We start from the raw sequence: 19,092 nt of genomic DNA on the forward strand, positions 1-19,092 counted from the left end.
GTAGTTCCCCTACGATCAAGCCTATGCCTGATACCAAACGCACGGCCACCGGTGTGCTCGGCGGACTCGCCGGGCTCGTCGGCCTCAGTGCCGCAGCCGGTGTCCTCATTGCGGCGACCGTCACCCCCGCGGTCGCGCTCACGAGCACCGCGGCGGAGCGCGCGATCACGCTGTTCGACAACCTGCCGAGCACGCTCGAGATCGACAAGCTCATGCTTCCCAGCAACTTCTACTTCACGAACCCCGACACGGGTCAGCCCGAGCTGATCACGAAGTTCCTGGAACAGGACCGTACGCCTGTCGAGTTCGACCAGATCAACCCCGTCATGTACGACGCGCTGCTCTCGAGCGAAGACCCGCGCTACTACCAGCACGGCGGCATCGACCTGATCGGAACCGCGCGAGCCCTTCTGTCGAACGCCAAGGGCGGCTCGTCGACCCAGGGTGCGTCATCGATCAGCCAGCAGTACGTGAAGAACGTGCTGATCCAGAAGTGCGAGCAGGACGCACAGGACGTCTACAAGACGGACGACGCCGGACAGAAGGTGCTGGGCGACGACGGCAAGCCGGTGCTGGAGATCAGCCGCGAGGCTGCGCTCCGGAAGTGCTGGACGGACGCCACGACCGCCGACGGCACCGAAGGCTACACACGCAAGCTCCAGGAGATGCGGTACGCCATCGCACTCGAGCAGAAGTACTCCAAGAACGACATCCTGCTCGGGTACATGAACATCGCCAACTTCGGCGGGATCACCTACGGCATCGAGTCCGCAGCGCGCCAGTACTTCAGCACCACGGCAGCGAACCTGACGGTCGCGCAGGCGGCGACGCTTGCGGGCATGGTGCAGAACCCGAACAACTTCCGCATCGACAAGCCGGAGGGCTCCATCTGGAGCTCCGACGGCAAGACGAGCTTCAACAAGGCGCCCGACGGCGTGATCGACGAAGGTGCGAACCTCGTCGCACTCGACAATCTCGTGAAGTCCGGCGAGATCACCGAGGAGCAGAAGTTCGCCGCCGCCGACGGCTACACCTCGACGAAGGTGCGCCAGCTGTACGTGCTCAGCCGCATGCTGGACGACGGCAAGATCACCCGCGAGCAGTACGTCGAGGCGGCGGTGTGGCCGATCACTCCGGCGATCACCAATCCCACGACGGGGTGCAAGGCGGCGACCGGCAAGGAGTACTTCTGCCAGTACGTCAAGGACGTCATCCTGCACGACCCGGCGTTCGGCGAGACCGACGAAGCCCGTCGGGCCCTCCTGCAGCGCGGCGGTCTGAACGTCTACACGACCCTCGACCCCCGCATCCAGGCGACCGCCCAGGAGACCATGGCGAAGAACGCCCCCGCGAACCCGACGCTGCCCGCCACGAAGGAGAACCCGAACGGCGGCCGGTTCGGCGCGGCCACGGTGAGCCTCGAGGCGAGCACAGGTCGCATCCTGTCGATCACGCAGAACACCCAGTTCAGTGAGGACGCAGCGGTGTCGAACGACTGGACGTACTCGTCCCTCGTGTTCGCGGGTGACAAGACGTTCGGAACGTCAGGTGGATTCGAAGCGGGCTCGACGTTCAAGCTCTTCACCCTCATCGACTGGCTCGAGAAGGGCCACTCTGTCAACGAATCGTTGAACGGCACGCTGCACGTGTTCAAGAGACTCAAGGACTCGTGCAACGGCGACTGGGTGAATCAGGGCAACGTGCTCATCAAGAACTTCGCGAACAACAAGGGCTACATGGGGACCCCGATGCGGTTCACCAAGGACTCGCTCAACACGGGCTTCTTCGCGATGGCTGAGAAGCTCGACCTCTGCGACATCAAGAACGTCGCGACCCGGATGGGCGTCACCCTGGCCAACGGCGATGAAGTGAAGATGGACGGCCTCGGGTCGATCATCGGCTCGAACTCGATCTCGCCGATGGCCATGGCCGGTGCGTACGCGACCGTGGCGAACAACGGGATCTACTGCCAGCCGCAGGCGATCGACCGGGTCACCGACTCCGAAGGCAACGAGATCGCCAAGCCGCAGCGCACGTGTTCGCAGGTCATCGCGCCGAACGTCGCCGCGACCGCCGCGTACGCGCTGAAGGGTGTGCTCCAGGGCGGCAGCGGCGGCCCGGCGAACCCTGGTGACGGCACGGTGACCATCGGCAAGACCGGTACGCATGAAGCGAAGCAGACCTGGATGGTGCAGTCGAACACACGTGTCACGACGGCGACCTGGGCCGGCAACGCCGACGGCAGCGGCGATGTCTTCAAGGCGGGCCTCAACAACATCCGCTTCGCCATCTCCAAGACGATCCAGCGCACGGTCGATCAGGTCTACCCTGGCGGCGCCTTCCCCGACCCGGACAACGAGCTCACCAAGGTCCAGCTCGTCGATCTGCCGAACGTCGTCGGCCAGTCGATCGACCAGGCCACTCAGACGCTGACCGATGCCGGCTTCGCCGTCGAGGTGGGCCCCGAGGTCGACTCGGACCAGCCCGCGGGCGTGGTCGGTGCGCAGAACCCCGGCGCGGGCAAGGTCGCGGGCGGTACGACCGTCACGATCAATCCCAGCAACGGGCAGGGCATCGCGGTTCCGGACGTCTCGGGCCGCACACTCGACGACGCGAAGAAGGCGCTGCGCAGCGCCGGCTTCGGCAACGTCACCGAAGGCGCCTGCACTGTCGACGCGAGCCTCGGCGCCCAGACGCGCACGACCGCGACCAATCCGGCAGCCGGCGGCATCGTGAACCGCAATGCGACGATCACCGTCGACTACGCGGCCGCGGTCTGCGGCGGGGGTGGCCGCGGCAACGGCGGCGGTGGCGGCGGCAACGGCTAGTGCCTTCCACAGCAACGCGCACCGCCCTCACCGTGCTCGGCACGGTGGGGGCGGTCGGCGCTGCCGCCGCGGTCTGGGGCGTCGGCATCGAACGGTACCTCTTCACGGTCCGCTTCCATGAGGTGCCGCTGCTCCCGGCGGGCTCCGCGCCCATCCGCGTGCTGCACCTCTCGGATGCGCACATGGCCCCGTGGCAGCATCGCAAGCAGCAGTGGATCGCCGCTCTCGCCGACCTGCAGCCCGACCTCGTCGTGAACACCGGCGACAACATGGGTCACGCCGAGGGCCTGCGGGGTCTGCGCACGGCCTTCGACCCGCTGCGCGGCGTCCCTGGCGTCTTCGTCCACGGGTCCAACGACCATGCCGCTCCTTCCCCGCGCAACCCGTTCCGGTACTTCACGGGGCCGTCGAAGGTGAAGCACCGCGCCGAGCCCCTCGACACGCAGGCGCTCGACGGCTACCTCGCCGATGAGCTCGGCTGGCTCGATCTCAACAACGCGGCCGGAACGCTGGATGCCGGTGGCCTGCGCATCGAGGCGTTCGGCGTGAGCGACGCGCACCGCGACTGGGACCGGCTCGAGGTGCTCCCCGGCCTGCTTTCCGCTCAGCGCGCGGACAGCTCCCCGGCCGACCTGGCGATCGGGGTCACCCACGCCCCGTATCGACGCGTGCTCGACGAGTTCATCGACCTCGGCGCCGACGCGATCTTCGGCGGCCACACCCACGGCGGCCAGGTGCGTGTTCCCGGGTTCGGTGCACTCGTGGCCAACTGCGACATCCCGCTGAAGCAGGCGCGCGGTCTCAGCACGTGGACGCATGGCGGACGCACGGTCCCCCTGAACGTCAGCGCGGGTCTCGGCCACTCGATCTACGCGCCGGTGCGGTTCGCCTGCCGCCCCGAGGCGTCCCTGCTGACGCTGACCCCGATCGCGTAGACCCGGCTCCTCCCCAGCACGGGGCCCCGCGACGGATCCCCAGAACACGGCGACGAGGTCTCGCAGATGCCGGCCGTGCCGCATCGTCGAGTCATGCAGAGACCGGAACCACCGCTGTTCGCTCCCGCTCCGCGACGCCCGTCGCTTCTGGTCCGGGTTCTCGGTGAGCGGCGACTGCCGCCCTCCGCCCAGCTCTTGCTGATCGCGGTCGGCATCGTGATCGCCGGGATCAACCTCACCTCGCCCGCAGCGCAGGAGTCCGACGACCGCTCGCCGGGATCCGACACGCGGATACCGATCTCGATCCGCGGCCGGCATGGCGGCATCTCGGTGCGCGGAGAACCGATGCCGGGGACCGCGCCCGCCGATCCTGCAGCCCTCTCCGACGGCGAACCGGGTACCGCGGTACGGAGCACCTCTGGGAATCAGGTAGACTCATGGGGTTGCGAAACGGGGTGTGGCGCAGCTTGGTAGCGCGCTTCGTTCGGGACGAAGAGGCCGCAGGTTCAAATCCTGTCACCCCGACCACAGAGAGGCTCCGCCGGAAGGCGGAGCCTCTCGCATGAAGGGACCGCGCACGATGACCGACAACGCTCCCCGGCTGGTGGCGTTCGACCTCGACGACACGCTCGCACCGTCCAAGAGCCGGATCGAGCCGCGCATGGGCGAACTGCTGATCGCCCTCGCCGAGCGGGTCGAGGTCGCCATCATCTCGGGCGGGCAGCTCGCCCAGTTCACGACGCAGGTGGTGGATCGCCTCCCGGATGCCTCTGTCGGCGTCCGCGCCCGCATGCACCTGCTCCCCACCTGCGGCACGCAGTACTACCGCCTGTCCGGGGACGACGTCGTCACCGTCTACAAGCGCACGCTGACCGACGACCAGAAGTCGCGCGCCCTGGCGGCCGTCGAGGACGAGGCCCGCCGCCTGGGACTCTGGGAGACCGACACCTGGGGCGAGATCCTCGAGGACCGCGGGTCGCAGATCACGTTCTCCGCTCTCGGCCAGCAGGCGCCGGTCGCGGCGAAGTCCGCGTGGGACCCGACCGGCGACAAGAAGAACACGCTGCGCGCCGCGGTGGCCGCGCTGCTGCCCGACCTCGAGGTGCGCTCCGGCGGTTCCACGTCGGTCGACATCACCGAGCGCGGGATCGACAAGGCATACGGCATGCGGCAGCTCGCCGAGCAGACCGGCATCCCACTCGACGACATGCTGTTCGTCGGCGACCGGCTCGACCCCGACGGCAACGACTACCCGGTCCTCGCGATGGGCGTGCGGTGCCACGCGGTCGAGGGCTGGCAGGACACAATCACCTACCTCGAGCAGCTGATCCCCACGCTTCCTGTGCGCGTCTGACGCGCGAGCTACGAAGAATGCCGGGCCCCATGAGGGACCCGGCATTCTTCGTCGTGCAGGAAGCGATCAGGCCTTCGCGCGCGAGCCGTTCGCCTTCGCAGCAGGAGCCTTCGCCGGAGCCTTCGCGGTGCGAGCCGCGGCCCCCGCCTTGGCGGCGCTGGCCGTCGTCGCACGGGCCGCCCGCGGGCGCGCGGCCTCCACAGCCGCAGCGGGCACGGCGACCGGCACCAGGCGCTGGAGCTGCGTGACGTGGCGCGGCTCGAGCTCGGCGAGCGACGAGACGCCCAGGAGCTTCATGGTGCGCTCGATCTCGCTGCGCAGGATCGCGATGGTGCGATCGACGCCCTGGCGCCCACCTGCCATCAGTCCGTAGAGGTACGCGCGGCCGATGAGCGTGAACTTCGCGCCGAGGGCGACCGAGGCGACGATGTCGGCGCCGTTCATGATCCCGGTGTCCACCATCACTGTCGCGTCCCTGCCGACCTCGCGTACGACCTCCGGCAGGAGGCGGAACGGGATCGGCGCACGGTCGAGCTGACGGCCGCCGTGGTTCGACAGGATGATGCCGTCGACGCCGGCGTCGATGAGCCGCTTCGAGTCGGCGACGTTCTGCACGCCCTTGACCACGATCTTGCCCGGCCAGATCTCACGGATGATCGCCAGGTCGTCGTAGCTGATCGTCGGGTCCATCGCGGCGTTCAACAGCTCGCCGACCGTGCCCCCGGTGGTCGACAGCGACGCGAACTCGAGCTTCGGCGTGGTCAGGAAGTCGTACCACCACCACGGCCGCGGGATCGCGTTGATGATCGTGCCGAGCGTCAGCTGCGGCGGGATCGAGAAGCCGTTGCGCTTGTCGCGCAGGCGGGCACCCGCGACCGGGGTGTCGACCGTGAACTGCAGGGTGTCGAAGCCCGCCTCGGCCGCCCGACGGGCGAGCCCGTACGAGATCTCGCGATCGCGCATAACGTACAGCTGGAACCAGTTGCGCCCGTGGGGGTTCGCCGCCTTGACACCCTCGATCGAGGTCGTGCCGAGCGTCGAGAGCGTGAACGGGATGCCGGCGGCCCCGGCCGCGCCGGCGCCGGCCACCTCGCCCTCGGTCTGCATCAAGCGCGTGAAGCCGGTCGGCGCGATGCCGAAGGGCATCGCCGACGGGCCCCCGAGGATCTCGGTGGACATGTCGACGTTCTCGGCGGGACGCAGGATGTCGGGGTGGAACTCGACGTCCTCGAACGCCTGGCGGGCGCGGGCGAGCGAGAGCTCGCCCTCGGCGGCGCCGTCGGTGTAGTCGAACGCGGCCTTCGGAGTGCGCCGCTTGGCGATGTCGCGCAGGTCGTAGATGGTGAGCGCGGCCTCGAGCCGTCGCTTCCTGCCATCGAGCTCGGGCTTGCGGAACTGCATGAGCTCGAGCAGCTCGGCGGGGCGGGGGAACTGGCGGGTGACCATGGGTGCCTTTCCGGGGATCAGATCTGGGGGCGGGCGAGACCCGCCTGGGCGTAGTAGCCGGTGATGTGGTCGTGGACGAGCTGCCGGGCGCGCGCGCCGTCGCCCGCGTCCACGGCGTCGAGGATCGCGCGGTGCTCTCGGCGCAGGCGCGCAGCGGCGGCATCCCATTCGGTGATGCGCGCGGCGCCCGCCTGCACGTACGACTCGATCGAGGTGCGCAGGCCCGCCATCATCGCTGCGATGACGACGTTGCCCGACGCCTCGGCGAGCGCCAGGTGCAGTTGCGCGTCGAGCGCGAGGAACTCGGGCGGGGTGAGGTCGTGGGCATCCATCGCGTCCACGAGCGCGTGCGCGGCCGCAGTGGATCGTGCGGGGTCGGCGGCGAGGGCATCGACGACGGCCGCCTCGAGGACGAGGCGCGTGGCGACGACGTCGTCCAACGGGAAGCCCTGCGCGGCGACCTGCAGCCGCAGCAGCGCCGACATGCCGCCCTGGGGGGTGGCGATGATGATGGCGCCCGAAGTCGGACCCGACCCGGTGGCGGTGCGGATCAGCCCCATCACTTCGAGCACGCGCAGCGCCTCGCGCACGCTCGACCGGCCGACGCCGAGGGTGGTCGCGAGCTCGCGCTCGGGCGGGAGCCGGTCGCCCGGCTGGAGGGTGCCGTCGAGCAGGTCGGTCTCGATGCGCTCGAGCACGACGCGCCAGGCGCGCGCCGGCGCGACCGCTGAGGGCGGTGTCGGAGTACCTGCCACGGATCGCCTCGCCTTCGTCGCATCCGTCGCCCTCCTCACTGAAGGGCGTGTGGTCAGACCACGATAACGTGTGGTCGGACCACAGACAACCCAGCACCCGCGCGGATAGCGCTAGTGTGACGCCATGGACCCCCTCCTCCTCGTGCTCATCGTCGCCGGCGCGGCGGCGGCGTTCTGCTGGATCACGTCGCTCGTGACGAACGAGACGTCGTGGATCGATCGGCTGTGGTCGGTCGTCCCGGTGGTCTACGTCTGGATCTTCGCCGTCGCGGGGCTCACCTCGGGTGCCGACGCGACGCGCCCGGTGGTGATGGCCGTGCTGGTGACCGCCTGGGGAGCGCGCCTCACGTTCAACTTCGCCCGCAAGGGCGGATACACCGGGATGGAGGACTACCGCTGGGCGATCCTGCGCGGGCGGATGACCCGGTGGCAGTTCCAGGTGTTCAACCTGCTGTTCATCGTGCTGTTCCAGAGCGCACTGCTCGTGCTGATCACGCTTCCGGCGTACATCGCGTGGCAGCATCCGCAGCCCTTCACCGGATGGGATGCCGCCTTCGCTCTGCTCGTCGCCGCGTTCCTCGTGGGCGAGACCGTCGCCGACCAGCAGCAGTGGCGGTTCCACCAGGCGAAGAAAGTGGCGGGCGGCACGGTGGAACCCGGGTTCCTCACGACGGGACTGTTCGCCTACAGCAGGCACCCGAACTTCTTCTTCGAGCAGGCGCAGTGGTGGGCGTTCTACGCGCTGGGCGCCGTCGCGCTCGTCGCCGACGGCGGCAGCTGGCTGAACTGGACGATCGCCGGTGCGGCGCTGCTGAGCGTGCTGTTCATCGGGTCGACGGTGTTCACCGAGTCGATCTCGGCGGCCAAGTACCCCGCCTACCGCGAGTACCAGCGCACGACATCGATGCTCATCCCGCTCCCCCGTCGCCGGCGGCGGACCCCCGAGACGGCGTGAGCGGGGGCTCCGGCCCTCACTCCAGGCGGCCGCCCGAAGCGCGCAGGTAGTCCTCGGCGCACAGCGATTCGTAGGTGATGCGGTCGGCGGTCAGCTCGTCGATCGCGACCTGGTCGCCGTCGAACACGAACCGTCCACCGATCAGGCGCGCGTTGAACAGCGCCTTGCGCCCGCAGCGGCAGATCGTCTTGAGCTCTTCGAGGCTGTGGGCGAGCTCCAGCAGCCGTGCCGAGCCCGGGAACGCCTGGGTCTGGAAGTCGGTGCGGATGCCGTACGCCAGCACCGGCACGCCGTCGAAGACGACGATCCGCAGCAGGTCGTCGACCTGTTCCCGGGTCAGGAACTGCGCCTCGTCGATCAGCAGGCACGCCACGTCGACCTCGTGCTCGTCGGACTCCGGGACGAGGGTGTCGGCGGCCTCCGCCTTCACCCGCGCGCGCTGCGCGGCGAACAGGGCGCGGATGTCGTCGTCGGGCCGCACCAGGAAGTCCACGGTGCGCTTCACGCCCAGGCGGCTGTCGATCTGGTCGGCGCCCTTGGTGTCGATCGCGGGCTTGGCGAGCAGGACGTGCTGGCCGCGCTCCTCGTAGTTGTACGCGGCCTGCAGGAGCGACGTCGACTTTCCGGAGTTCATCGCGCCGTAGCGGAAGTAGAGCTTGGCCACGGATCGAGCGTAGTGGGTGACGGATGCCGTGGCCCGCGGTGCGTGCGCCGCGCTCAGCGTCCACCGAACCCGCCGCCTCCCCCGCCGCCGCCGGAGAATCCACCACCGGACGAGCCGCCGAACGACGACCAACTGCTCGAGAACGACGAGCCCGACGAGCTGGACGAACTTCCGCTCGAGACCGGGGTCGCGGCCAGACGCCCGATCGACGACGAGGCGTCCGACAGCGAGTTCGAGGTGACCGAGTCGAACAGCGCGAGCCGGGTCGTCGGAACCGCCGCGACCTCCGGCGGCTGTGCGGCACGGATCACCTCGACCCACTCGCGCTGCATGCCGAACAGCACCGCGTACGGCAGCAGCCGCTCGTAGAGGTTCACCACGTCCGCGCCCGGAGCGTTCGCCGCATCGCCGAACGGGCGACGCCCGGCGGAGACGAGGTCGGCCGTCTGCGGCGTCTGGGCCGCGCGCAGGCGATCCTCCTCGGCGAGGCTCAGATACTCGCGGATGCCGTCGAGATACGTCCGGTGCCTTCCCCCGGCGAGCGTCAGCGTTGTCTTGGGCACCCCGATGAAGGGCAGCACGATGAACGCGCCGAACGCACTCGCGATCGCGAGGAAGTTGATCCAGCCCCCGAGCGCGCCCAGGTCGGTGAGCACCGACGGCGCGGCGTCGGTGAAGAAGGTGAGCACGACGGCGACGGCGAGCCCGCCGAACTGCAGCAGTCCGCGCACGGCGCCGATCCACGCGGGTGTGCGGCTGCGGTAGCCGCGATCGACCGTGCTGTCCTCGATGCGCCGTACATACGTCACCGCACGCACCGGCGGCTTGGCCGCGAACACGCCGAGGTCGACGCGGTCGCCGGGCGCGGCATCCTTCCCGAACAGCGTGGTGACGATGCGCCGGTCGTCGTGCTCGAGGCCGGCCGCGTCGCGCAGCACGACGTGGAAATCGTCGGCATCCGAGCGATCGCCGGATGCCGTGATCTCCACCTTGTCGCGTACCGCGAGGTCGACCACGTGCGCCGCGAGCGCCTTCGCGGGGACGCCGAGCACTCCCGCCGACAGCGTCGGCGACTCGTCGACCGGCGGCGTGTACTCGACGATGACGGGCGAGCGGTCGGGATTGCGCCGGAGCACGGCCTTCATGACCAGCACGAAGGCGAGCCCGCCGAATCCGGCGAGCAGCCCGAGCACCGGAAGGATCCACTCCCACCAGGGATACGGCGGCGGGGGCGGGGGCGAGGGTGCGGCGAAGGTGCCCTTACTGAAGCCGATCGCCACGGTGACGTTCTCGTCGACGCCGAGGCCGGTGTCGGCGGCGGTGAACGCCGTCTGGGTCTCTGCGGCCCCGACGATGCCCCGGCCCACGGCCCACGCGAGCACCTCGTCCGGCGCTGCGGCGGCGTCCGAGGGCCGGATGTCGCAGCGTTCGGTGGACTGCGCGGGCCCGGTGTAGCAGAAGGCGCGGTCGGGAAGGATGCCGGCCGCGGCCTCGCCGAGGATCCGCACGTTCGCACGCACCGACCCGAAGGGCTGCGCGTGGTCGGTGCCGACGGTGTCCCAGAAGAACTCGTCTGCGTCGGTGTCCTCGTAGCGCAGCACGACGTCCGACATCGTGTACGAGATCACGTACGTCTGCACCCCGTGCACGTAGGTGTCGTCGCCGGTGAGCACGTAGACGAAGTCGTCGTCCTCCTCCGTCCACCACGGGATCGGCGCACCACCGGCCCCGGTGACCGCAACCACCTGCGTGGCGTGCGCGATCCCGGAATCGGCCTTGGGGATCCAGCGGATGATCCCCTTGTTCTGGTCGGCCTCGGGAAATCTCGCCACCAGCGTCTCGGTGGTGAACAGCTCGCTGCGCCCGCCGGCGCCGCGCCCGAGCCAGTAGTCGCCCTCGAACGCGTCGTACGAGAAGTCGTCGACGGAGGCCGCGACCCGCAGCGCCGCCGCAGCACCGGTGTCGGCGCTGCGCACCGCGATGCCCGGCGACGCGGTCGCGGCCGACGGCACCGCCACTCGGGCCAGAGCGAGGAACACGGCGACGGCGATGACCGCGACCAGGGCGAGAGCGATCGCCCCGGTGCGCCAGGTGAGCCGTGCTCGCATGCCCCCACCCTAGGGGGCGAGCACTCCCCGCTCCCATGATTCGACAGGGCCGGTCGCTTCGACGAAGCTCGGCCCGGCCGCCACGATCGCCGGCACATGCGGCAGCCACTCCGGGTCGCGCGCGGCGACCTTGGCGCGCAGGTGAGCGACCTCGAAGGCGAGCTGCCCGGAGGTGACCGGGATGCCGGGGGCCCCGGCATCCGGTCTCAGCACGCGCGTCGCGTCGAACGAGTAGCCGCGCAGCGACGCCTCGTCCCTCAGCGCGGTCAGGTAGTGCCCGATCGCGTCGAGCGGGTCTTCGGCGGCACGGAAGCGCTCGAGCTGCGGATGCCGCGTGTACCCGCGGGTGCGCCCGGCCAGCACGTGCTGAGCCAGCAGCGCCTCACGCCAGCAGGCGACCAGCGCCCTGCGATCGAGGATCGACGGATGCACCGACCACAGGCGCACGAGGAAGACCTCAGACCGTGATCGCGAGCGTCTCGGCGGTCTCTTCGATCGACTCGCGCGCGACCTCGGGACGCGGGTTCAGCGTCTCGCCGTAGCTCGGGATGAGCTCGCGCAGGCGCGGCTCCCACTCGTCGATGCGGTCGGGGAAGCAGGTTTTCAAGAGCCCGAGCATGATCGACACGGCCGTCGACGCCCCCGGCGAGGCTCCGAGCAGGCCCGCGATCGTGCCGTCGGCGCCGGTGACGACCTCGGTGCCGAACTGCAGCACGCCGCCCTTCTCCGGATCCTTCTTCATGACCTGGGCACGCTGGCCGGCCTGGATGAGCTCCCAGTCCTCGTCCTTCGCGGTGGGCATGAAGACGCGCAGGCTGTCGACCTTCTTCTTGTGGTTCTTCAGCAGCTCGCTCACGAGGTACGTGATGAGGCTGGGGTTGTCCCACGCCACCTTGAGCATCGGGCCGAGGTTGCCCAGGCGCACCTGGCCGACGATGTCGAACCACGAGCCGGTCTTGAGGAACTTCGGGCTGAAGGTCGCGAACGGACCGAACAGGAGGGATGCCTCGCCGTCGACGACGCGGGTGTCCAGGTGCGGCACCGACATCGGCGGCGCGCCGACCGAGGCCTGCGAGTACACCTTGGCCTTGTGCTGCGCCACGACCGCGGGGTTGCTCGTCTTGAGGAACTGTCCGCCGATGGGGAACACGCCGTAGCCCGAGATCTCGGGGATGCCCGATCCCTGCAGCAGCTTCAGCGCCCAGCCGCCGGCACCGACGAACACGAACTTCGCACGGATCTCGCCGGGCGTCCGGCCGATCGTGCGGCGGTACTTGGCGCGCCACGTGCCGTCGGGCAGGCGCTTCAGACGACGCACCTCGGTGTTGGTGCGCACGTCGGCGCCGTTCTCCGCCAGGCGGTCAACGAGCTGGCGGGTGAGCGCCCCGAAGTCGACGTCGGTGCCCGCGGGCACCCGCGTCGCCGCGAACGGCTCGCCCTTGCGGCGCTTCTGCATGAGCAGCGGCGCCCACTGGTTGATGACGCGGGAGTCCTCGCTGTACTCGATGCCGGCGAACAGCGGCTCGTTCTTCAGCGCCTCGTAGCGCTTCTTGAGGTAGGCGACATCCTTCTCGCCGCGCACGAAGGTCATGTGCGGGGCGGAGTTGATGAACGTCGAGGGAGCATCCAGCACACCGGCCTCCACCAGCGACGCCCACAGCTGACGGCTCTGCTGGAACTGCTCGTTGATCGAGATCGCCTTCGCGGGGTCGACCGAGCCGTCCTTGCCCTCGGGCATGTAGTTCAGCTCGCACAGCGCCGCGTGGCCGGTGCCCGCGTTGTTCCACGCGTTGGAGCTCTCCAGCGCGACGTCGCTCAGCCGCTCGAACATCGCGATCTTCAAGTCGGGCTGCAGCTCCTGCAGCAGCGTGCCGAGCGTCGCGCTCATGATCCCGCCGCCGATCAGCAGCACATCGACGTCGTCGACGTGGGACGGGTGTTCGGATGCGGACTCAGCGGGCATTTCAGTCACCACACGATTCTAGTTCGGCCGGAAAGCACCCCCGACCGGGACCGCTCGTTCCGGCCGAAAGTCCGGCGGTTCTTGCCACGACGACAAAGCGAGCGGATGCCGCGGGGTGCGGCATCCGCTCGCTTCGTGGCGGTGCGGGCGATGCGTCAGGCGTTCGCGCCCAGGTTCGCCGCGACGAGCTCGGCGATCTGCACGGCGTTGAGCGCGGCGCCCTTGCGGAGGTTGTCGTTCGAGATGAACAGCGCGAGGCCCTTGCCCTCCGGCGCGGACTGGTCGGCGCGGATGCGGCCGACGTAGCTGGGGTCGGTTCCGGCGGCCTGCAGCGGCGTCGGAACCTCCTCGAGCTTCACGCCGGGGGCGGAGGCGAGCACCTCGCGGGCACGGTCGGGCGTGATGTCGCGCGCGAACTCGACGTTGATCGAGAGCGAGTGGCCGGTGAGCACCGGGACGCGCACGCACGTGCCGGCGACGCGGAGCTCGGGCAGCTCGAGGATCTTGCGGCTCTCGTTGCGCAGCTTCTTCTCTTCGTCGGTCTCGTTGTCGCCGTCGTCGACGAGGTTGCCGGCGAACGGGATGACGTCGAACGCGATCGGGGCGATGTACTTCTCGGGCTGGGGGAAGTCGAGGGCGGCGCCGTCGCGGGCGAGGCGCTCGACGTCGCCCTGCGCGAGCACGCCCTCGAGCTGGCCGAGGAGCTCCTGCACGCCCGCGAGACCCGAGCCACTGACGGCCTGGTACGTGCTGACGATGAGGCGCTCGAGTCCGGCCTCGGCGTCGAGCACCTTCAGCACCGGCATCGCGGCCATCGTGGTGCAGTTGGGGTTGGCGATGATGCCCTTGCGCGCCTCCGCGATCGCGTGGGGGTTGACCTCGCTGACGACCAGCGGCACGTCGGGGTCCATGCGCCACGCGCTGGAGTTGTCGATGACGACGGCGCCCGCCTCGGCGAAGCGCGGGGCGTGCGCGCGGCTGCCGGTGGCACCGGCGGAGAAGAGCGCGATGTCGATGCCGCCGAGCTCTGCGGTGGCGACATCCTCCACCGTGACGGCTTTGCCCTGGAAGACCACGTCGGAGCCCGCCGAGCGGGCCGTCGCGAACGCCCGGATCTCACGCACCGGGAACCCGCGCTCCTCGAGGATGTCGATCATCGCGCCGCCGACCTGGCCGGTGGCGCCGACGATGGCGACGGAGAGTCCTGAATCGGAGATGCGGGTCATGGTGTTCCTCAGCGTGAGCACAAGCGTGGGGCGGACGCGCGGGCACCGTCGGACGCGCGGGGTTTGGGCGATTCTACCGCCGCGCCACGGCACCCCGGCCCGCGGTTACGCACGACGGTATTCGTTGACGACGACACCGGACGCGAACGCCCGCGAACGGTCGAGCGCGAACCGGGTCGGCTCGTACGCGCCCTGGAACAGCGGGATGCCGTCGGCGAACACGAACGGATTGACCTTCAGCACCAGACGGTCGATGAGGTCGATGAGCTGTGCGGCGAGCACGCCGCCACCGCACAGCCAGATGTCACCGCCCTCCTGCTCCTTGAGCGCCGCGACCACCTGCCGCGGGTCCTCGGCGGTGACGCGGACACCGTCCGCACCCTCGGGTGCGGTGCGCGTCCGCGAGAACACGATCTGCTCGAGATGGGAGTACGGGCTCGGCATGTCGGGCAGCCCGACCGCGTAGGTGTTCCAGCCCATCAGCACCGTCGAGATCCTGCCGGTGCGGGCGTCGAGCCCGAGCGCCTGATGGATCGGCTCCGGGATGGCGTCACCCCACTCGCCGCCGATCACCGCGGCGTGGTCGCCTTCCGCGAGGAAGGACTCGAACCCGTGGGTCGGCGAAGCGATGCGACCGTCGAGGCTGACGGCGACGTAGTAGACGAGTTCTCGCATGTTCTTTCTTTCACGACATGTGTAGTGGTCATGTCACGTTAGCGATGATCGCGGCAATCCACAACATCTGTCGTGATTCAGGTACTGTTTCGAGCATGGCCAGGAACGACGCACGTCGCACGGAGCTCGCCGACGCCGCGATCGCCGTGGTCGCCGACGAGGGGATGCGCGGCCTCACCCACCGCGCCGTGGATGCTCGCGCGGGTGCGCCCACCGGGACGACTTCGAACTACTTCCGGTCACGCGATGCGTTGATCGATGCCATCGTCACCCGCATCGGCGAGCGCCTGACCCCCGACCCCGAGACGCACGCCGCACTCGGCGACCGACCGCCCGGCATCGACCTCTTCGCCGACTACCTGCGCGACATCGTCCGGCGGCTGCTGGGCGACCGCACCGTCACACTCGCCCTGTACACCCTGCGGCTCGAGGCCGCGCGGAACCCGGCCATCACGGATCGCCTGAGCGTCTGGATGCGAGAAGGGTTCGCCGCGGATGTCGCCTTCAACAGGGATGCGGGGCTCCCGGGCGGTGCGTTCCAGATCGCGCTGTTCCACTACGCCGTCGAGGGGCTCATCCTCGACCGGCTCACGGTCTCGATCGACCCCGAGACATCGACCGACGACGTCGTCGACGCGTTCGTCGACGGGCTGCTCGGGGGGTGACGCCCGGACTGCGACGCAGGCGTCGGCACCACGGCGACCTGCGGCATCCGCGCGACCCCGCGCGGGTTCAGCTCCGAGGCACCCGGAGTTTGAACCCCACGTGCGAAGGCGTGTATCCGAGGCGCTCGTAGAAGCGGTGCGCGTCGACGCGCGCCGCATCGGAGGTGAGCTGGACGAGCGTCGTACCGAGCGCCGGAGCCGCGACCTCTTCGACCCACCGCATCATCGCGGCGCCGATGCCCGACGAACGCAGGTCGCTCGCCACGCGCACCGTCTCGACCTGGAGCCTGTCGGCTCCGGCGCGCGCGAGTCCGGGGATGACGGTGAGCTGCATCGTACCGACCAGCCGATCGTCGGAGGTCACCACCAGCTGCGTGTTCGCCGGGTCGGCCTCGATGCGGGCGAGCGCCTGCTCGTAGGCGGGGCGCTTCTCGGCAAGGCCGTCGTCTCCGCGCGCCGCGCTGATCGGGTCGTCGGCCAGCAGCGCCATCAGCGCGTCGAGGTCGTCGGCGCGGGCGGGGCGCAGCGTGACCTCGCCGCAGCGCGACGACAGGACGACGGGAAGGTCGAGCTCTGCGAGCACCGGATCAGCGGCCGGAGCCGGCGTAGACCGTCGCCTCGATGTCGCCGTCCAGGCCGTAGGCGGTGTGGACGACGCGCGCGGCCTCAGCGAGGTCGTCGCCGCGCACCACGACCGAGATGCGGATCTCCGACGTCGAGATCATCTCGATGTTGATCCCCGCGATGCTCAGCGCCTCGAACAGGGTGGCCGAGACGCCCGAGTGGGTGCGCATGCCCGCGCCGACGACCGACAGCTTGCCGATCTGGTCGTCGTGGACGAGGTTCTCGAACCCGATCTCGGGCTGATCGGCGGCCAGCGCCTTCAGCGCGGTCGCCGCGTCGGTCTTGGGGAGCGTGAAGGAGATGTCGGTGCGGCCGGTGGTCGCCGCCGACACGTTCTGCACGATCATGTCGACGTTGGCGCCGGACTTCGCGACGACCTTGAAGATCTCGGCCGCCTTGCCCGGGACGTCGGGGACACCCGTGACGGTGATCTTGGCCTGGCCGAGGTCGGTGGCGACGCCGGCGACGATGGGCTCTTCCATCTCTTCTCCCTTTTCACCCTCGGGAACGGTCATCCCGGGGCCGAGCACATAGGTCCCCACGCCCGAGCTGAACGTGGAGCGGGCGTGGATCAGCACGCGGTGCCGGCGCGCGTACTCGACGGCGCGGATGTACAGCACCTTGGCACCGTTGGCGGCGAGCTCGAGCATCTCCTCGGCCGACACCACGTCGAGCTTCTTCGCCTTGGGCACGACGCGGGGGTCGGCCGTGAAGATGCCGTCGACGTCGCTGTAGATCTCGCACACGTCGGCCTCGAGCGCGGCCGCGAGCGCGACAGCCGTGGTGTCGGAGCCGCCGCGGCCGAGGGTCGTGATGTCGCGGGTGTCGCGGTTGAAGCCCTGGAAGCCGGCGACGATGACGATCGCACCCTCGTCGAGCGCCTCGCGCAGGCGGATCGGCGTGACGTCCACGATGCGCGCCGATCCGTGGTCGGCCGTGGTGATCATGCCGGCCTGGCTGCCGGTGAACGAGCGGGCCTCGAAGCCCATCGAGTGGATGGCCATCGCGAGCAGCGCCATCGAGATCCGCTCGCCGCTGGAGAGCAGCATGTCGAGTTCGCGGGGCGCGGGGATCGGCGCGACCTGACCCGCGAGGTCGAGGAGCTCGTCGGTGGTGTCGCCCATCGCACTGACGGCCACGACGACGTCATGGCCGGCGCGGCGCGTGTCGACGATGCGCTTGGCGACGCGCTTGATGCTCTCGGCATCCGCGACCGACGATCCGCCGTACTTCTGGACGATCAGCGCCACGATGAGTCTCCACGCGTGTCTCGAGGGCGGGCGAGAACGGATGCCGCACCCAGGGGTCCATCTTACGGACGCGCTCATGCGCGCCCGGCCATGTGACAGCTCGTGCCCGTGACGGCCGCGCCTCCCGCCGCTAGCATCCGAGCATGGATCAGACCGAGGCCTGGTCGGAGTTCAACGTCGCGATGGTCGGCGCGACGGCCGCGCTGGCCGGTCTCGTGATCGTCGCCGCGAGCGTCAACATCGGCGACATCATCAAGGAGGCCTCGCTCACGTCGCGCCTCGCGGCGGGGATCGCGGGCCTCGTGCTCGCGCTCATCGGCGCGGCGATCGGCCTCATCCCCGACGTCGGCCCCACTCCATACGGCGTCGCGATGATCGCGATCGCGGTCGGGGCCGGGGCGTTCCAAGTCCAGGCGACGCGGCGGATCTTCGAGAACCGGCATCCGGCCAATCGGCTGCGCTGGCTCAAGGCGGCGGTCGGATTCCTCGCGCCACTCGCCTACGCGATCGGCGGCGCGCTCCTGGCGGCGGGACGCGCCGACGGGCTGGTGTGGTTCGCCGCCGGCTCGATGGTGGCCGTCGTCGCTGCCCTGCTGGTGTCGTGGATCGTCCTCGTCGAGGTGCTGCGCTGACGAGTGGGCGGCGAGACCGCCCCATCGCAGGACCAACGGGTCAGCTCGACGCGATCGGCGGCAGCTCCGTCTCGGTCTCGGACTTCGGCACGCGCACGCGCCCGCCGGTGGCGGCGAGCCAGCAGCCCAGGATCACGAGCGGGAAGCCGATGAGCAGCCCGGGCGTGATCGGTTCTCCGAGGATGATCGTGCCCAGCACGATCGCCACGACCGGGTTGACGTAGGTGAACAGCGGGGCGCGCACCGGCCCCACCCGCGCGATCAGGGCGAAGAACGTGATGAACGCGACGGCCGTGCACAGCACCGCGAGGGCGATCAGTGAGGCGGTGCTCGCGAACGACGGCACCTCGTGCTGGGTGAGGAACGCGATCGGCGTGTAGAAGATCCCGACCGCGAGCAAGGCCAGGGTGATCGACCCGAGCGAGGGCACGTCGCGCAGCTTCGTCGCGATGACGAACGGCGCGATCGCGTACAGGAGCGCGACGAGGAGCACCTCCCCCACCGCGATCAGTCCACCGCCACCCTCGATCGCGAGACCGGGGCCGGCGACGATCACGAAGACGCCGGCGAAGCCCACGAACAGCCCGATGGCGCGCGCGGGGCTGAACACCGACCGATCCCCGCCGCCGAACGCGATGATCGCGGCGAACAGCGGCACCGTGGCCACAAGCAGGCCGGTCAGTCCCGACGGCAGCGTCTGCTCGGCATGACCGAGCAGCAGGAAGGGACCGGCCATCTCGATGGCGCCGAACAGCAGCACCCAGCCGATCTTCGCGAACGCGGGGCGCAGCGCCTTCTGTTTGAGCGCGAACGGGAGCAGCAGCAGTGCGCCCAGGAGCGTGCGGCCGGCCACCACCGCCGCAGGCGAGTAGGACTCGACGGCGATGCTGATGAACAGATACGGGATGCCCCACAGCACCGCCATCGCGGCGAACAGCAACCACGCGCGCGTGTCGAAACGCTGTGAGGAGTTCATCGGGGCCGTCTCCGTGATCTGTTGCGCGACGAGTGT

General features: G+C 69.7%; 17 protein-coding genes and 1 tRNA gene. 7 read left to right on the top strand and 11 right to left on the bottom strand.

Features of this window, described 5'->3' with window-relative positions:
• The first annotated feature begins 23 nt into the window (after positions 1–23).
• The 4 genes from AC1DDU_RS02085 (at position 24) to AC1DDU_RS02100 (ending at position 5,117) form a co-directional block, all read left to right on the top strand.
• Positions 24–2,828 (top strand): transglycosylase domain-containing protein, encoded by a 2,805-nt coding sequence (locus tag AC1DDU_RS02085; protein ID WP_477430967.1) that lies wholly within the window; start codon positions 24–26, stop codon positions 2,826–2,828.
• On the top strand, positions 2,828–3,763 hold the full coding sequence (locus AC1DDU_RS02090; protein WP_477430968.1) for a metallophosphoesterase: 936 nt from the start codon (positions 2,828–2,830) through the stop codon (positions 3,761–3,763). The genes AC1DDU_RS02085 and AC1DDU_RS02090 overlap by 1 nt, the downstream gene beginning before the upstream one ends.
• Positions 3,764–4,214: 451 nt before the next feature.
• Positions 4,215–4,291 (top strand) — tRNA-Pro (locus AC1DDU_RS02095).
• A gap of 34 nt (positions 4,292–4,325) precedes the next feature.
• Positions 4,326–5,117: an HAD-IIB family hydrolase gene (locus AC1DDU_RS02100; protein WP_477430969.1), complete on the top strand. Its 792-nt coding sequence runs from the start codon at positions 4,326–4,328 to the stop codon at positions 5,115–5,117.
• A gap of 66 nt (positions 5,118–5,183) precedes the next feature.
• Here AC1DDU_RS02100 and AC1DDU_RS02105 read toward each other — a convergent pair whose 3' ends face one another.
• Positions 5,184–6,563: an alpha-hydroxy acid oxidase gene (locus AC1DDU_RS02105; RefSeq protein WP_477430970.1), complete on the bottom strand. Its 1,380-nt coding sequence runs from the start codon at positions 6,561–6,563 to the stop codon at positions 5,184–5,186.
• 17 nt (positions 6,564–6,580) lie between these two features.
• Positions 6,581–7,318, bottom strand: coding sequence for a FadR/GntR family transcriptional regulator (locus AC1DDU_RS02110; RefSeq protein ID WP_477430971.1), 738 nt, complete (start codon positions 7,316–7,318; stop codon positions 6,581–6,583).
• 124 nt (positions 7,319–7,442) lie between these two features.
• On the opposite strand from AC1DDU_RS02110, the gene AC1DDU_RS02115 reads away from it, so the two are divergent.
• Positions 7,443–8,273, top strand: a complete 831-nt coding sequence (locus AC1DDU_RS02115; RefSeq protein ID WP_477430972.1) for a DUF1295 domain-containing protein — start codon at positions 7,443–7,445, stop codon at positions 8,271–8,273.
• 16 nt (positions 8,274–8,289) lie between these two features.
• Here AC1DDU_RS02115 and AC1DDU_RS02120 read toward each other — a convergent pair whose 3' ends face one another.
• From AC1DDU_RS02120 to AC1DDU_RS02145, 6 genes are all read right to left on the bottom strand, one after another.
• Positions 8,290–8,937 carry a thymidine kinase gene (locus AC1DDU_RS02120; RefSeq protein ID WP_477430973.1) on the bottom strand — a complete coding sequence of 216 codons (648 nt, stop codon included), beginning with the start codon at positions 8,935–8,937 and terminating at the stop codon, positions 8,290–8,292.
• Positions 8,938–8,990: 53 nt separating this feature from the next.
• Positions 8,991–11,045: a DUF2207 domain-containing protein gene (locus tag AC1DDU_RS02125; protein ID WP_477430974.1), complete on the bottom strand. Its 2,055-nt coding sequence runs from the start codon at positions 11,043–11,045 to the stop codon at positions 8,991–8,993.
• Between the two features lie 9 nt (positions 11,046–11,054).
• Positions 11,055–11,492, bottom strand: coding sequence for a pyrimidine dimer DNA glycosylase/endonuclease V (locus tag AC1DDU_RS02130; protein ID WP_477430975.1), 438 nt, complete (start codon positions 11,490–11,492; stop codon positions 11,055–11,057).
• Positions 11,493–11,502: 10 nt separating this feature from the next.
• Entirely contained in the window at positions 11,503–13,008 is a 1,506-nt protein-coding gene (locus AC1DDU_RS02135) for a malate:quinone oxidoreductase (RefSeq protein WP_477433401.1), read from the bottom strand.
• 155 nt (positions 13,009–13,163) lie between these two features.
• Positions 13,164–14,234, bottom strand: coding sequence for an aspartate-semialdehyde dehydrogenase (locus AC1DDU_RS02140; protein WP_477430976.1), 1,071 nt, complete (start codon positions 14,232–14,234; stop codon positions 13,164–13,166).
• Positions 14,235–14,339: 105 nt separating this feature from the next.
• Positions 14,340–14,909, bottom strand: a complete 570-nt coding sequence (locus tag AC1DDU_RS02145) for a dihydrofolate reductase family protein (RefSeq protein WP_477430977.1) — start codon at positions 14,907–14,909, stop codon at positions 14,340–14,342.
• 95 nt (positions 14,910–15,004) lie between these two features.
• On the opposite strand from AC1DDU_RS02145, the gene AC1DDU_RS02150 reads away from it, so the two are divergent.
• On the top strand, positions 15,005–15,574 hold the full coding sequence (locus AC1DDU_RS02150; protein WP_477430978.1) for a TetR/AcrR family transcriptional regulator: 570 nt from the start codon (positions 15,005–15,007) through the stop codon (positions 15,572–15,574).
• Positions 15,575–15,641: 67 nt separating this feature from the next.
• On the opposite strand, the gene AC1DDU_RS02155 is transcribed toward AC1DDU_RS02150, so the two are convergent.
• Positions 15,642–16,157, bottom strand: coding sequence for an N-acetyltransferase family protein (locus AC1DDU_RS02155; RefSeq protein ID WP_477430979.1), 516 nt, complete (start codon positions 16,155–16,157; stop codon positions 15,642–15,644).
• Positions 16,158–16,161: 4 nt separating this feature from the next.
• Complete coding sequence (locus AC1DDU_RS02160) at positions 16,162–17,448, bottom strand: aspartate kinase (protein ID WP_477430980.1); 1,287 nt, start codon at positions 17,446–17,448, stop codon at positions 16,162–16,164.
• Positions 17,449–17,591: 143 nt separating this feature from the next.
• Here AC1DDU_RS02160 and AC1DDU_RS02165 point away from each other — a divergent pair, with 143 nt between their 5' ends.
• On the top strand, positions 17,592–18,080 hold the full coding sequence (locus AC1DDU_RS02165) for a hypothetical protein (protein ID WP_477430981.1): 489 nt from the start codon (positions 17,592–17,594) through the stop codon (positions 18,078–18,080).
• Positions 18,081–18,120: 40 nt separating this feature from the next.
• Here AC1DDU_RS02165 and AC1DDU_RS02170 read toward each other — a convergent pair whose 3' ends face one another.
• Complete coding sequence (locus AC1DDU_RS02170) at positions 18,121–19,056, bottom strand: DMT family transporter (protein ID WP_477430982.1); 936 nt, start codon at positions 19,054–19,056, stop codon at positions 18,121–18,123.
• Positions 19,057–19,092: the final 36 nt, after the last annotated feature.

The sequence above is a fragment of the Microbacterium sp. 05T445 genome (genome assembly GCF_056395865.1).

What these genes read in the sequence shown, in the direction of transcription:
- AC1DDU_RS02085 (WP_477430967.1), top strand. Translation starts at nt 24, where the DNA reads ATGCCTGATACCAAACGCACGGCCACCGGTGTGCTCGGCGGACTCGCC.
- AC1DDU_RS02100 (WP_477430969.1), top strand. Translation starts at nt 4,326, where the DNA reads ATGAAGGGACCGCGCACGATGACCGACAACGCTCCCCGGCTGGTGGCG.
- AC1DDU_RS02105 (WP_477430970.1), bottom strand. Translation starts at nt 6,563, where the DNA reads ATGGTCACCCGCCAGTTCCCCCGCCCCGCCGAGCTGCTCGAGCTCATG.
- AC1DDU_RS02115 (WP_477430972.1), top strand. Translation starts at nt 7,443, where the DNA reads ATGGACCCCCTCCTCCTCGTGCTCATCGTCGCCGGCGCGGCGGCGGCG.
- AC1DDU_RS02125 (WP_477430974.1), bottom strand. Translation starts at nt 11,045, where the DNA reads ATGCGAGCACGGCTCACCTGGCGCACCGGGGCGATCGCTCTCGCCCTG.
- AC1DDU_RS02135 (WP_477433401.1), bottom strand. Translation starts at nt 13,008, where the DNA reads ATGCCCGCTGAGTCCGCATCCGAACACCCGTCCCACGTCGACGACGTC.
- AC1DDU_RS02140 (WP_477430976.1), bottom strand. Translation starts at nt 14,234, where the DNA reads ATGACCCGCATCTCCGATTCAGGACTCTCCGTCGCCATCGTCGGCGCC.
- AC1DDU_RS02145 (WP_477430977.1), bottom strand. Translation starts at nt 14,909, where the DNA reads ATGCGAGAACTCGTCTACTACGTCGCCGTCAGCCTCGACGGTCGCATC.
- AC1DDU_RS02150 (WP_477430978.1), top strand. Translation starts at nt 15,005, where the DNA reads ATGGCCAGGAACGACGCACGTCGCACGGAGCTCGCCGACGCCGCGATC.
- AC1DDU_RS02165 (WP_477430981.1), top strand. Translation starts at nt 17,592, where the DNA reads ATGGATCAGACCGAGGCCTGGTCGGAGTTCAACGTCGCGATGGTCGGC.
- AC1DDU_RS02170 (WP_477430982.1), bottom strand. Translation starts at nt 19,056, where the DNA reads ATGAACTCCTCACAGCGTTTCGACACGCGCGCGTGGTTGCTGTTCGCC.